The sequence below is a fragment of the Streptomyces sp. DSM 120436 genome, assembly GCF_055778765.1.
The window spans coordinates 2,983,010-2,995,261 of sequence record NZ_JBSKBS010000001.1; the positions used below are offsets into that span (position 1 = coordinate 2,983,010).

The following is a 12,252-nucleotide window of genomic DNA, read 5'->3' on the forward strand; positions in this document are numbered from 1 at the left end:
GCTCCCGCCGTTCACCCGTAGACCGGCGGTGGCCCGGGACCTGTCCGCGCGGCGGTCCCGCCCCGCCGATCTTCGAACCTCCAGACTTCGAGAAAGATTCACAGACTCATGGCGAACTACACCGCCGCCGACGTCAAGAAGCTCCGGGAGCTCACCGGCGCCGGCATGATGGACTGCAAGAAGGCGCTGGACGAGGCCGACGGCAACGTCGACAAGGCCGTCGAGGCGCTCCGCATCAAGGGCCAGAAGGGCGTCGCCAAGCGCGAGGGCCGCTCCGCCGAGAACGGCGCCGTGGTCTCGATCATCGCCGACGACAACTCCTCCGGCGTCCTCGTCGAGCTGAAGTGCGAGACGGACTTCGTCGCCAAGGGCGAGAAGTTCCAGGCCGTGGCCGCCGCCATCGCCGAGCACGTCGCCAAGACCTCCCCGGCCGACCTCGAGGCCCTGCTCGCCTCCGAGATCGAGGCCGGCAAGACCGTCCAGGCGTTCGTGGACGAGGCCAACGCCAACCTGGGCGAGAAGATCGTCCTGGACCGCTTCGCGCAGTTCGCCGACGGCTACGTGACGGCGTACATGCACCGCACGATGCCCGACCTGCCCCCGCAGATCGGTGTGCTCGTCGAGCTGGACAAGCCGAACGCCGAGGTCGCCAAGGGCGTCGCCCAGCACATCGCCGCCTTCGCGCCGAAGTACCTCTCCAAGGACGACGTCCCGGCCGAGGTCGTCGAGTCCGAGCGCCGCGTCGCCGAGGAGACCACCCGCGCCGAGGGCAAGCCCGAGGCCGCCCTGCCGAAGATCGTCGAGGGTCGCCTCAACGGCTTCTTCAAGGACGCCACGCTGCTCGGCCAGCCCTACGCACTGGACAACAAGAAGTCCGTCCAGAAGGTCCTGGACGAGGCCGGTGTCACCCTGAAGCGCTTCACGCGCATCAAGGTCGGCATCTGAGTCCGCACCGCGACGGGCGCGCGACCCCGATAGGGTCGACAGCAGTCGTTCGGACCCGCGTCCACGCACGCGCGCGTGCCGGGCGACAGCAGATCTGACGAGGAGGCCATTGCCGCATGGGATGCGAACCACCCCACCGGCAATGGCCTTCTTCGTATGTGCAACACGTGAAAGAGGCGGGATTCGACCATGACGACCAAGGCTGAGAAGAGCGACGACGGCAAAGTGCGCGGCCGGTTTCTGCTGAAGCTGTCCGGAGAGGCCTTCTCCGGGGGCGGAGGCCTGGGCGTCGATCCCGACGTGGTGCACGCCATCGCACGCGAGATCGCGGCCGTCGTACGGGACGGGGCGCAGATCGCGATCGTGATCGGCGGCGGCAACTTCTTCCGCGGAGCCGAGCTCCAGGTGCGTGGCATGGACCGCGCCCGCTCCGACTACATGGGCATGCTCGGCACCGTGATGAACTGCCTCGCCCTCCAGGACTTCCTGGAGAAGGAGGGCGTCGACTGCCGCGTGCAGACCGCCATCACCATGGGCCAGGTCGCCGAGCCCTACATCCCGCTGCGCGCCGTGCGCCACCTGGAGAAGGGCCGTGTGGTCATCTTCGGCGCCGGCATGGGCATGCCGTACTTCTCCACCGACACCACCGCCGCCCAGCGCGCCCTCGAGATCGACGCCGAGGCGCTCCTCATGGGCAAGAACGGTGTCGACGGGGTCTACGACTCCGACCCCAAGACCAACCCGGACGCCGTCAAGTTCGACGCCCTCGGTTACGGCGAGGTCATCACCCGGGACCTGAAGGTCGCCGACGCCACGGCCGTCACGCTCTGCCGTGACAACCGCCTGCCGATCGTCGTGTTCGAACTCCTGAAGGAGGGCAACATCGCCCGCGCCGTCAAGGGTGAGAAGATCGGCACGCTGGTGGGCGACCAGGCCGGGCGCAACTGACCGGGGGATGGACAATGTCCTGCCGGTCGTGAACCGTGCAGGAAGAAGACGCGACGCAGCCGGCCGCAGCCCCGACCGAGGACCGCAGCCGGGCCTACTCAAGACACGCAGGAGCAAGTGGTGATCGAAGAGACCCTCCTCGAGGCCGAGGAGAAGATGGAGAAGGCCGTCGTGGTCGCCAAGGAGGACTTCGCCGCGATCCGCACCGGCCGTGCGCACCCGGCGATGTTCAACAAGATCGTGGCCGACTACTACGGCGCGCTGACGCCGATCAACCAGCTGGCCTCTTTCTCCGTGCCCGAGCCGCGCATGGCCGTGGTGACCCCGTTCGACAAGAGCGCGCTGCGCAACATCGAGCAGGCGATCCGTGACTCCGACCTGGGCGTCAACCCGAGCAACGACGGCAACATCATCCGGGTGGTGTTCCCCGAGCTGACCGAGGAGCGCCGGCGCGAGTACATCAAGGTCGCCAAGGGCAAGGGCGAGGACGCGAAGATCTCGATCCGCTCCGTCCGCCGCAAGGCCAAGGAGGCCATCGACAAGCTGATCAAGGACGGCGAGGTCGGCGAGGACGAGGGCCGCCGTGCGGAGAAGGAGCTCGACGACACCACGGCGAAGTACGTCGCCCAGGTGGACGAGCTCCTGAAGCACAAGGAAGCGGAGCTGCTCGAGGTCTGATGAACGACTCTTCCTGGGGGACGCCGCAGACCGGGTACTGGGGGACGTCCGATCACGGACCCGGCCGGGGAGCTGTCCCGGCGGGTCCCGCGTACGATGCGCACAACGCACAGCAGACGCGCCCCATGCCCATCGTGCCCGACGTACCCGAACACGGCGGAGACCAGGATGCGGACCGGGGGGTCGCTCGGCTGAGCGGCCCCCTGTTCCGAGACGAGCCCACGCGGGCCCGCCCCCTGCCGGGGGAGGTGCCGCAGAATCCGGAGCCCATGCGCCACGCCCCGCAGCCGGCCCCCGCACCGCAGAAGAAGAGCGCGGGGCGGGACCTCGGTGCCGCGATAGGCGTCGGCGTCGGACTCGGCGCGGTGATCGTCGCGTCGCTGTTCGTCGTCAAGGCCGCCTTCGTCGGGGTGATCGCCGTCGCCGTCGTGGTGGGTCTGTGGGAGCTGACCACACGGCTGGACGAACGCAAGGGCATCAAGGCGCCCCTCGTCCCGCTGGCGCTGGGCGGCGCGGCCATGGTCGTCGCCGGGTACGTCCGGGGTGCGGAGGGCGCGTGGGTCGCCATGGCGCTCACCACGCTGGCGGTGCTGGTCTGGCGCATGACGGCACCTCCTGAGGGCTACCTCAAGGACGTCACCGCGGGCGTCTTCGCCGCCTTCTACGTGCCGTTCCTGGCGACGTTCGTCGCGATGCTGCTGAAGGCCGAGGACGGTCCGTGGCGCGTGCTGACGTTCCTGGTGCTCACCGTGGTCAGCGACACCGGCGCGTACGCGGTCGGCTGGCGCTTCGGCAAGCGCAAGCTCGCCCCGCGCATCAGTCCCGGCAAGACCCGCGAGGGCTTGTTGGGAGCGGTCGCCTTCTCGATGGTGGCGGGCGCGCTGTGCGTGCAGTTCCTGATCGACGACGGCGTGTGGTGGCAGGGCCTGCTCCTCGGCCTCGCGGTCGCCGTCAGCGCCACGCTGGGCGACCTCGGCGAGTCCATGATCAAGCGGGACCTCGGCATCAAGGACATGGGCACGCTGCTGCCCGGTCACGGCGGCATCATGGACCGCCTGGACTCCCTCCTCCCGACGGCGCCGGTGGTGTGGCTGCTGCTGGCGATCTTCGTGGGCACGGGCTGAGGTCCGCCCCCCCGCACCGCCGCACTGGCCCCCGTCCTCCCGAGGACGGGGGCCGACGCGTGCCGCCGTTCTCCAGGAGCGCGGCCTGGCCGACGCGCCCAGGGTCCAGGTGACCCGCGGCGCACGCTTCGGGCAGGCACCCGTCATGGGCCACGCGCTGCCTGCGGCCACAGGCGGAAGCAGCCGTTCCCCCGCGTGATCGGGTGGCAGAATCCCGGGCATGACGCTGGACCCACTGGTGGGACGCGCTCGTGCGCTGTGGCAGGACCTGGCCGGCGCACCCGTGGAGTCGGACGATCCGCCGCCGGCGTGGTCGTCTCGCCGGCATTGAAACTGTGTCCGCCCTCGTGGTGCGGGATCGTGGTCCTGGACGGAGCGGGGATCACCACGGTGCCGACGGACGAGGCCGCGGTCCCGGCGCGTGATGTCGCCGCCGCGCTGCCTCCGGCGGCTCTGGTCCACGCCGATGCGCTCCGTGCCGCTCCCCGTCGCCGAGGTGCTGGGACCGGCGACTCTCGCCTGTCTGCCGGTCACGGATTTCCGCCCTGCGCCCACGGACCGGGCGGTGACGAAGGTGCCTGCGGGACACCCGGGCCTCCTGGCCCTGCCGGCCGGGGCGGGGCGGGAAGACGCTGGGGAAAGCGGAGTGAGCGAGGTCTCGTCGCCTGCTTTCGCCGTCTTCGAGGGTGACGAGGTCGTGGCCGCGGCGGCGTATCAGACCCGGCCGAGGAGGACAGCGCATCTGTCCGTCCTGACGGCGTCGGGGCATCGCGGACGCGGACTGGCGAAGACGGTGGCCTCTGCGGCGGTCGCGCACGCTCTCGACGCGGACCTCATGCCGCAGTGGAGAGCCCGACGGACGTCGTCCCGACGGGTCGCCCGCTCGCTCGGGTTCCAGGAGATCGGAACTCAGTTGAGTGTTCGGCTCGACGAGGGCGGAGGGGCCGCAGCGGCCACGGTCCGTCCAGGGCTGCCGAGTGGCGACCGGTGACGAGCACCACCGACCGGTGCGGCAGCCGACACCCGCGGGCCACCCCTGTGGATCTGCGACACTGGTAACGCCATGCCTAAGCCCGGAGAACTCACATTCGTAGCGCCGCGCGGAGCCAAGAAGCCGCCGCGGCATCTTGCCGATCTCACGCCTGCCGAGCGCAAGGAGGCGGTCGTCGCGGTCGGTGAGAAGCCGTTCCGTGCCAAGCAGCTCTCGCAGCACTACTTCGCGCGGTACGCGCACGATCCGGAGCAGTGGACCGACATCCCCGCCGGTTCGCGCGGGAAGCTGCGGGAAGCGCTGCTTCCCGAGCTGATGAGCGTCGTGCGGCACCTGTCGACCGACCAGGGGACGACCCGCAAGACGCTGTGGAAGCTGTTCGACGGGACGCTCGTCGAGTCGGTGCTGATGCGGTACCCGGACCGGGTCACCATGTGCATCAGCTCGCAGGCCGGGTGCGGTATGAACTGCCCGTTCTGCGCCACCGGGCAGGCCGGGCTGGACCGGAACCTGTCCACCGCCGAGATCGTGCACCAGATCGTGGACGGGATGCGGGCGCTCCGCGACGGCGAGGTGCCCGGCGGGCCCGCGCGGCTCAGCAACATCGTGTTCATGGGCATGGGCGAGCCCCTCGCCAACTACAAGCGGGTCGTCGGCGCCATCCGCCGGCTCACCGACCCCGAGCCCGACGGGCTCGGTCTGTCGCAGCGCGGGATCACCGTGTCGACGGTGGGCCTCGTGCCGGCCATCCACCGGTTCTCCGACGAGGGCTTCAAGTGCCGGCTCGCCATCTCGCTGCACGCCCCCGACGACGAGCTGCGCGACACCCTCGTCCCCGTGAACACCCGGTGGAAGGTGCGCGAGGTGCTCGACGCCGGGTTCGAGTACGCGGCGAAGTCCGGGCGGCGCCTGTCCATCGAGTACGCGCTGATCCGGGACATCAACGACCAGGCGTGGCGCGGCGACCGGCTGGGGCGGCTGCTCAAGGGGCGCCCCGTGCACGTCAACCTCATCCCGCTCAACCCGACGCCCGGCTCCCGGTGGACCGCGTCGCGGCCCGAGGACGAGAAGGCGTTCGTCGAGGCGATCGCCGCGCACGGTGTGCCGGTCACGATCCGGGACACCCGTGGACAGGAGATCGACGGGGCGTGCGGTCAGCTCGCCGCGACCGAGCGGTAAGGTGACCTCGGTCAGTACATCTGAACAGGCACCATCCGAATAAGCACACCTTCAGTACACCTTCATATTCCGACAGGGGAGCGCCACAGCGCTGAGAGTGCGGCACCGGCCGCAGACCCTCCGAACCTGGCCCAGGTCATTCTGGGTAGGGAGATCGGTCATCACTCGAGCTGTTGCGCCCTGCCCGGGACTCCGCCCAGGAGTCCCGGGCAGGGCCGCGTCTCTTCCTGGTCACTCCAGGAGGGATCAAGTGGACATCACCAAGAAGGTCACGGCCCTGGCGGTCGGTCTGGGGCTCGTCACGCTGTCCGCCTGCGGGTCGTCCGGCGCGGACGACAGCGGCGGCAGCGGCGAGGGCTCCAAGACCGTGACCCTCGTCAGCCACAACTCGTGGGCCGTGTCCGAGGACGTCGTCGCCGCCTTCGAGGAACAGTCGGGCTTCGAGCTCAAGGTCCTCGAGGACGGCGACGCGGGGCAGGCCGTGAACAAGGCGATCCTGACCAAGGACAACCCCCAGGGCGACGTCTTCTTCGGCGTCGACAACACCCTGCTGTCCCGAGCCCTGGACAACGGCCTCTTCCAGTCCTACAAGGCCAAGGGCTCCGACCTGGTCCTGCCCGAGTACCGGGCCGACGAGGACAAGCACCGGGTCACCCCGGTCGACACCGGTGACGTCTGCGTCAACTACGACAAGGCGTGGTTCGAGAAGAAGAAGCTGACCCCGCCGAAGACCTTCGACGACCTGGTCGAGCCGGCCTACAAGGACCTCCTCGTCGTCGAGAACGCCGCCACCTCCTCGCCCGGCCTCGGCTTCCTGCTCGGCACCGTCGCCGAGTACGGCGATGGGGGCTGGGAGGACTACTGGAAGAAGCTCAAGGCCAACGGCGTCAAGGTGGTCGACGGCTGGGAGCACGCCTACAACGAGGAGTTCTCCGGCTCGGCCGGCGGCAAGCAGGCCAAGGCGGACCGGCCGCTCGTCGTGTCGTACGCCTCCTCGCCGCCCGCCGAGGTGATCTACGCCGACCCGCGGCCCGACACCGCCCCCACCGGCGTCGCCGAGGGCACCTGCTTCCGGCAGGTCGAGTACGCGGGGCTGCTGAGCAACGCCGAGAACCCCGAGGGCGGCAAGGCCCTGCTGGACTTCCTGGTCAGCAAGACGTTCCAGGACGACATGCCGCTCAACATGTTCGTCTACCCGGTGCGCGAGGACGCCCAGGTGCCCGAGGAGTTCGTGAAGTTCGGGCCGCAGGCGAAGGAGCCGCGGACCATGGATCCGGCGAAGATCGCCGAGAACCGTGACCAGTGGGTCAAGTCGTGGACCTCGCTCGTACTGAAGTGACCCCGCGCAGGCCGAGGTGGTGGCGCCGGAACGCGGCCCGGCTCGGCCTGATGGCCGTGCCGGCCGTGTTCTTCGCGGTCTTCTTCGCCTACCCGGTCGCCGCGATCGTCGCCCGGGGACTGAAGGCCGACGGCGGCTGGCAGCCCGGGCGGATCGCGGACGTACTGGCCCAGTCCGACATCCGCCAGGTGCTGTGGTTCACCACCTGGCAGGCGCTCGTCTCCACGGCCCTCACCCTGGTGATCGCCCTGCCCGGCGCCTATGTCCTGGCCCGTTTCGACTTCCCCGGCAGACAGGTGCTGCGGGCGGTGGTCACCGTGCCGTTCGTGCTGCCGACGGTCGTCGTCGGCGCGGCGTTCATGGCGCTCGTCGGACGCGGCGGACTGCTGGACGAACTGTGGGGCGTGCGCCTCGACACCACGGTCTGGGCGATCCTCCTCGCCCACGTCTTCTTCAACTACGCCGTGGTCGTCCGCACCGTGGGCGGACTGTGGGCCCAGCTCGACCCGCGTCAGGGGGAGGCCGCGCGGATGCTCGGCGCCTCCCGACTCACCGCCTGGCGCACGGTCACCCTCCCGGCGCTCGCCCCCGCCGTGGCCGCCGCCGGGCTGATGGTCTTCCTCTTCACCTTCACCTCCTTCGGCGTGGTGCAGATCCTCGGCGGTCCCGCCTTCTCCACCCTGGAGGTGGAGATCTACCGGCAGACCGCCGACCTCTTCGACCTGTCGACGGCCGCCGTCCTCACGATGATCCAGTTCGTCGCCGTCGGCGCGATCCTCGCGCTGCACGCCTGGACCGTGCGGCGCCGCGAGACCGCGCTGCGGCTGGTCGACGCCTCGGTGACCGCCCGCCGCCCGCGCGGCGCCGGACAGTGGGCGCTGCTCGGCGGGGTCGTCGCCACGGTCGCCGTGCTGCTCCTGCTGCCGCTCGCCGTTCTGGTCCGGCGTTCCTTCGGCAGCGCCGGCCTCGCCTACTACCGGGCGCTGACCGAGGCGGACGGGGGCGTCTTCCTGGTCGCCCCGATCGAGGCGATCGGCACCTCCCTGCGCTACGCCGTCGCCGCCACCGTGATCGCCGTGGTGATCGGCGGTCTCGCCGCCTTCGCCCTGACCCGGCGGGACGCGGGCCGGCTGGTGCGCGGCTTCGACGCCCTGCTGATGCTGCCGCTCGGCGTGTCCGCGGTGACCGTCGGCTTCGGCTTCCTCATCGCCCTCGACGAACCGCCGCTGGACCTGCGCGCCTCCTGGATCCTGGTGCCGCTCGCGCAGGCGCTGGTCGGCGTCCCCTTCGTCGTACGGACCATGCTGCCGGTGCTGCGGGCCGTCGACGTGCGGCTGCGGGAGGCGGCGGCGGTGCTCGGGGCGTCGCCGTGGCGGGCGTGGCGGGAGGTGGACCTGCCGCTGGTGCGGCGGGCGCTGCTGATCGCCGCCGGGTTCGCCTTCGCGGTGTCGCTGGGGGAGTTCGGGGCGACGGTGTTCATCGCGCGGCCGGACAACCCCACCCTGCCGGTGGCCGTGGCGCGGCTGCTGGGACGGCCCGGGGACCTCAACTACGGGCAGGCGATGGCCCTGTCGACGATTCTGATGGTGGTGTGCGCGGTGGCGCTGCTGGTGCTGGAGCGGCTGCGGACCGACCGGACCGGGGAGTTCTAGATGCTGCTCAGCCTCGAGGCCGCGACCGTCCGTTTCGGCGGGCGGGCCGCGCTGGACGCCGTCGACCTCGACGTCGCCGAGCACGAGATCGTGTGCGTGCTCGGTCCCAGCGGCAGCGGCAAGTCCACGCTGCTGCGCGCGGTCGCCGGACTGCGGTTCCTGGACGCCGGGCGGGTCCTGCTCGACGGGCGGGACCAGTCGGGCGTGCCCGCGCACCGGCGGGGCGTCGGACTGATGTTCCAGGACCATCAGTTGTTCCCGCAGCGGGACGTGGGCGGCAACGTGGCCTTCGGCCTGCGCATGCACGGCGTGCCGCGCGCCGAACAGTCGCGGCGCGTGGGCGAGTTGCTGGAGCTGGTCGGGCTGCCCGGCGCGTCCGGGCGGGCGGTCGCCGCCCTGTCCGGGGGTGAGCAGCAGCGGGTGGCGCTGGCCCGCGCCCTCGCCCCCAGCCCGCGGCTGCTGATGCTCGACGAGCCGCTCGGCCAGCTCGACCGGTCGCTGAGGGAACGGCTCGTGGTCGAACTGCGCGAGCTGTTCGGACGGCTGGGCACCACCGTGCTGGCGGTGACGCACGACCAGGGCGAGGCGTTCGCGCTGGCCGACCGGGTGGTGGTGATGCGCGACGGGCGGATCGCCCAGTCCGGCACGCCTCTCGAGGTGTGGCAGCGGCCCGCCGACGCCTTCGTGGCCCGCTTCCTCGGCTTCGAGAACGTCGTCGAGGCCACCGTGGCCGGCCGGGTCGCCGTCACTCCCTGGGGCAAGGTGCCAGTGCCGCAGGGTGCTCCCGAGGGCACGCGGCCGTTGCTGGTCCGGCCCGCCGGGGTCCGGCTGGCCCCGGCCGGGGCGGGGCTGCGCTGCACGGTGACCGCGCGCACCTTCCGCGGCACCCATGTCGCCGTGCGCCTCCAGCCGGAGGGCGCGCCGGCGCTGGAGGCGGCCTGCGCGCTCCGGGACGCCCCGGACGTCGGGGACGTGACCGGCGTGGAGTTCGACGGCGCGGAAATCACTGTTCTGGGCTGATCGCCGGTGCCTAGGGTGGGCGGCATGACACGACTCGCTCATGAGCGTTACTGCGACGAGATCGCCCACCAGGTAGGGCGGTTGAGGGCGGTGGTGACGTCGGGGACGGACCTGTCCCGCACGGTGCCGACCACGCCCGACTGGTCACTGGAACAGCTCGTACGGCACGTCGGCGGCGCCCTGCGCTGGGTGGCCCTGATGGTGCGGACCGGGGCCGAGAAGGAGACCCCGGAGGAGGACGTGCCGGACTTCGAGGGGCCCGAGGCCCACGGTGACGCCGCCGCGCTGGACGCCTGGCTGGCCCGAAGCGGCGACCTGGTGGTCACCGCGCTGCGGGAGGCCGGGCCGGACGCGCGGGTGTGGAGCTGGGCGGGGACCGACAACGCCGGCTTCTGGGCCCGCCGCATGACCCACGAGGTGACCGTGCACCGCGCGGACGCCACGCTCGCCGCCGGACTGCCCTACGAGGTCGCGCCCGAGGTGGCCGCCGACGCGGTCGACGAGTGGCTGGAGATCGTGGAGTGGGCGCAGCGCACGCTGCCCGACGACGAGGTGCACGGGCTGCGCGGGCCCCTGCGCACGATCCACCTGCACGCCACCGACACCGCGTCCGAGGTGAACGCGGAGTGGCTGGTGCGGCTGGACGAGGAGGGGGTGTCCTGGCGACGCGGTCACGAGAAGGCCACGGTCGCGCTGCGCGGGCCGCTCGCCCGGGTGCTGCTCGCCTTCTACCGCCGCATCCCGCTGGACGACCCGCGTATCGAGGTGCTCGGCGAGCGGGCGGTGCTCGACGACTGGCTGGAACGGGCCACGTTCGGCTGACCGGTCCGCCGACGACGAGCGGCCCGCCCCTGGTTCGGGGGCGGGCCGCGGGCGTTTCCGGGAGGCGTCAGCGCCGGCTGTTCGCCCCGCGGCGGCGCATGCCGAAGAAGATCGCGCCGCCACCGACGGCGACCAGGGCGGCCGCGACGCCGGCGATCAGTCCGGTGTTGGAGCTGGCGCCGGTCTCGGCGAGGTTGGACTCACCGGCCGGGGACGGGGCGTTGTCCGACGTGTCCGCCGGGGGAGCGGCGCTCTCGCTCCCGCCCTCCGACGGGGCCGGGCTCGGCTCCTCGTTCTCCTCGGCCGGGGCCGAGGTCTCCTCCGACGGCGTGGGCTCGGGGGACGGGGTCTCCTCCTCGTCCTCCTTGCACGGCGTCGACGGCGTGGTCAGGTTCGGCTTGATGTCCTCGTCCACGTACGGATCGGCCTTGACGTGGATGCGGTAGACGGCGTTGGGCTTCCAGTCCTCCTCGAAGGTGATGGTCGTGCCCTCCTTGGACCCCTTGACCACCTGCTCGCCGACCTTCTTGATGTCGGCGCCGTTGTTCTGCAGGAACACCGTGACGGTGGCGGGGACGCCGGCCGGGTCGACGTCGGTGACGGTGATGACGCCCTTCTCACCGTCGCACTTCGCCTCGGCCGAGAACTCGTTGATGTTGCACGCCGCGGCGTTGCCGGCGGCTCCGAGCGCGAGCGCGGCGGACGCGGAGACGACACCGAGGGCGCGCACGGAGCGGGTCACGGTACGGCGTGATACGGACAGAACTGCCACGTTTGTCCTTTACATGAAGCGCAAATGCGGGGGGTTGAGGGAGAGTTGACAGGAACTCAGCACTCCCATGAGGCTCCCAGGTCTATAAGCGCCGCATAAGTAGTGTCAACGCATATGCCTACCGGGGGACCGGGCTTTGCCTATTTGTTAACCGCCCGGACGTTTACGCGCCCGAAGGACCGCATCGATCCGGCCGTCACGGCCGGGAACGGCCACCAACCGTACGCAGAAGGCAAGGTGACGGTGCATCCGGTCAAGAAGCGCGCCACCGGCCCACGTCGGGCACGCGGAAAAGCGGCAGGGGCGGGGCGCTCCGGCGAGCACCCTGCCCCTGTCATGTCCGGTGCGGCCGCCGGCCGTCAGCCCTCCACGGCCGCCGGGTCCATCCAGACGACCTCCCAGGTGTGGCCGTCGAGGTCGTCGAAGGAGCGGCCGTACATGAAGCCGAGGTCCTGGGTCTCGCCGGCCAGGGACCCGCCCGCCGCCAGGGCCTTCTCCACCAGCTCGTCGACCTTCTCCCGGCTCTCGGCGCTCAGCGCCAGCAGCACCTCGCTGTTCTTTCGGGCGTCCACGATCTCCTTCTTCGTGAACTGCGCGTACTTCTCCTTCGTCAGCAGCATCGCGATGATCGTGTCGCTGATCATGACGGAACCGGTGGACTCGTCGCTGAACTGCTCGTTGAGGGAGTAGCCGAGCGCCGTGTAGAACTTCTTCGAGGCGTCGATGTCCTCGACGGGCAGGTTCACGAAGATCATCTGCTGGTACATGACGGGGTCTCTCCC

12 protein-coding genes and 1 riboswitch are annotated in these 12,252 nt (G+C 70.9%); of the genes, 10 read left to right on the forward strand and 2 right to left on the reverse strand.

The annotated features are described in order from the left end of the window. Window positions 1-108 precede the first annotated feature (108 nt). From tsf to ACWH4W_RS13730, 10 genes are all read left to right on the forward strand, one after another. Window positions 109-945 (forward strand): translation elongation factor Ts, encoded by an 837-nt coding sequence (gene tsf / locus ACWH4W_RS13685; RefSeq protein WP_473076000.1) that lies wholly within the window; start codon window positions 109-111, stop codon window positions 943-945. 189 nt (window positions 946-1,134) lie between these two features. Beyond that, window positions 1,135-1,893, forward strand: coding sequence for a UMP kinase (gene pyrH, locus ACWH4W_RS13690; RefSeq protein WP_473076001.1), 759 nt, complete (start codon window positions 1,135-1,137; stop codon window positions 1,891-1,893). Between the two features lie 120 nt (window positions 1,894-2,013). Further along, window positions 2,014-2,571 carry a ribosome recycling factor gene (gene frr / locus ACWH4W_RS13695; RefSeq protein WP_387842199.1) on the forward strand — a complete coding sequence of 186 codons (558 nt, stop codon included), beginning with the start codon at window positions 2,014-2,016 and terminating at the stop codon, window positions 2,569-2,571. After that, a complete protein-coding gene (locus tag ACWH4W_RS13700) occupies window positions 2,571-3,695 on the forward strand; it encodes a phosphatidate cytidylyltransferase (protein WP_473076002.1) in 1,125 nt (374 codons plus the stop codon). Before frr ends, ACWH4W_RS13700 begins: the two co-directional genes overlap by 1 nt. Window positions 3,696-4,161: 466 nt before the next feature. Then, window positions 4,162-4,686, forward strand: coding sequence for a GNAT family N-acetyltransferase (locus ACWH4W_RS13705; protein WP_473076003.1), 525 nt, complete (start codon window positions 4,162-4,164; stop codon window positions 4,684-4,686). A gap of 72 nt (window positions 4,687-4,758) precedes the next feature. Continuing rightward, window positions 4,759-5,865, forward strand: a complete 1,107-nt coding sequence (gene rlmN, locus ACWH4W_RS13710) for a dual-specificity RNA methyltransferase RlmN (RefSeq protein ID WP_473076004.1) — start codon at window positions 4,759-4,761, stop codon at window positions 5,863-5,865. A gap of 64 nt (window positions 5,866-5,929) precedes the next feature. Beyond that, window positions 5,930-6,035, forward strand: a riboswitch (TPP riboswitch). An 80-nt stretch (window positions 6,036-6,115) separates the two neighbouring features. After that, window positions 6,116-7,204: a thiamine ABC transporter substrate-binding protein gene (locus ACWH4W_RS13715; RefSeq protein WP_473076005.1), complete on the forward strand. Its 1,089-nt coding sequence runs from the start codon at window positions 6,116-6,118 to the stop codon at window positions 7,202-7,204. Further along, window positions 7,180-8,856, forward strand: coding sequence for an ABC transporter permease (locus tag ACWH4W_RS13720; protein WP_473076006.1), 1,677 nt, complete (start codon window positions 7,180-7,182; stop codon window positions 8,854-8,856). Before ACWH4W_RS13715 ends, ACWH4W_RS13720 begins: the two co-directional genes overlap by 25 nt. Continuing rightward, window positions 8,857-9,876, forward strand: coding sequence for an ABC transporter ATP-binding protein (locus tag ACWH4W_RS13725; RefSeq protein WP_473076007.1), 1,020 nt, complete (start codon window positions 8,857-8,859; stop codon window positions 9,874-9,876). 24 nt (window positions 9,877-9,900) lie between these two features. Next, a complete protein-coding gene (locus ACWH4W_RS13730; protein WP_473076008.1) occupies window positions 9,901-10,698 on the forward strand; it encodes a maleylpyruvate isomerase family mycothiol-dependent enzyme in 798 nt (265 codons plus the stop codon). A 67-nt stretch (window positions 10,699-10,765) separates the two neighbouring features. Here ACWH4W_RS13730 and ACWH4W_RS13735 read toward each other — a convergent pair whose 3' ends face one another. Together ACWH4W_RS13735 and ACWH4W_RS13740 are read right to left on the reverse strand one after the other, a co-directional pair. Next, complete coding sequence (locus tag ACWH4W_RS13735; protein WP_473076009.1) at window positions 10,766-11,440, reverse strand: LAETG motif-containing sortase-dependent surface protein; 675 nt, start codon at window positions 11,438-11,440, stop codon at window positions 10,766-10,768. Window positions 11,441-11,829: 389 nt separating this feature from the next. After that, on the reverse strand, window positions 11,830-12,237 hold the full coding sequence (locus ACWH4W_RS13740) for a VOC family protein (protein WP_473076010.1): 408 nt from the start codon (window positions 12,235-12,237) through the stop codon (window positions 11,830-11,832). Between the last annotated feature and the right edge of the window lie 15 nt (window positions 12,238-12,252).

What these genes read in the sequence shown, in the direction of transcription:
- tsf (WP_473076000.1), top strand. Translation starts at nt 109, where the DNA reads ATGGCGAACTACACCGCCGCCGACGTCAAGAAGCTCCGGGAGCTCACC.
- pyrH (WP_473076001.1), top strand. Translation starts at nt 1,135, where the DNA reads ATGACGACCAAGGCTGAGAAGAGCGACGACGGCAAAGTGCGCGGCCGG.
- ACWH4W_RS13700 (WP_473076002.1), top strand. Translation starts at nt 2,571, where the DNA reads ATGAACGACTCTTCCTGGGGGACGCCGCAGACCGGGTACTGGGGGACG.
- ACWH4W_RS13705 (WP_473076003.1), top strand. Translation starts at nt 4,162, where the DNA reads ATGCGCTCCGTGCCGCTCCCCGTCGCCGAGGTGCTGGGACCGGCGACT.
- rlmN (WP_473076004.1), top strand. Translation starts at nt 4,759, where the DNA reads ATGCCTAAGCCCGGAGAACTCACATTCGTAGCGCCGCGCGGAGCCAAG.
- ACWH4W_RS13725 (WP_473076007.1), top strand. Translation starts at nt 8,857, where the DNA reads ATGCTGCTCAGCCTCGAGGCCGCGACCGTCCGTTTCGGCGGGCGGGCC.
- ACWH4W_RS13730 (WP_473076008.1), top strand. Translation starts at nt 9,901, where the DNA reads ATGACACGACTCGCTCATGAGCGTTACTGCGACGAGATCGCCCACCAG.
- ACWH4W_RS13740 (WP_473076010.1), bottom strand. Translation starts at nt 12,237, where the DNA reads ATGTACCAGCAGATGATCTTCGTGAACCTGCCCGTCGAGGACATCGAC.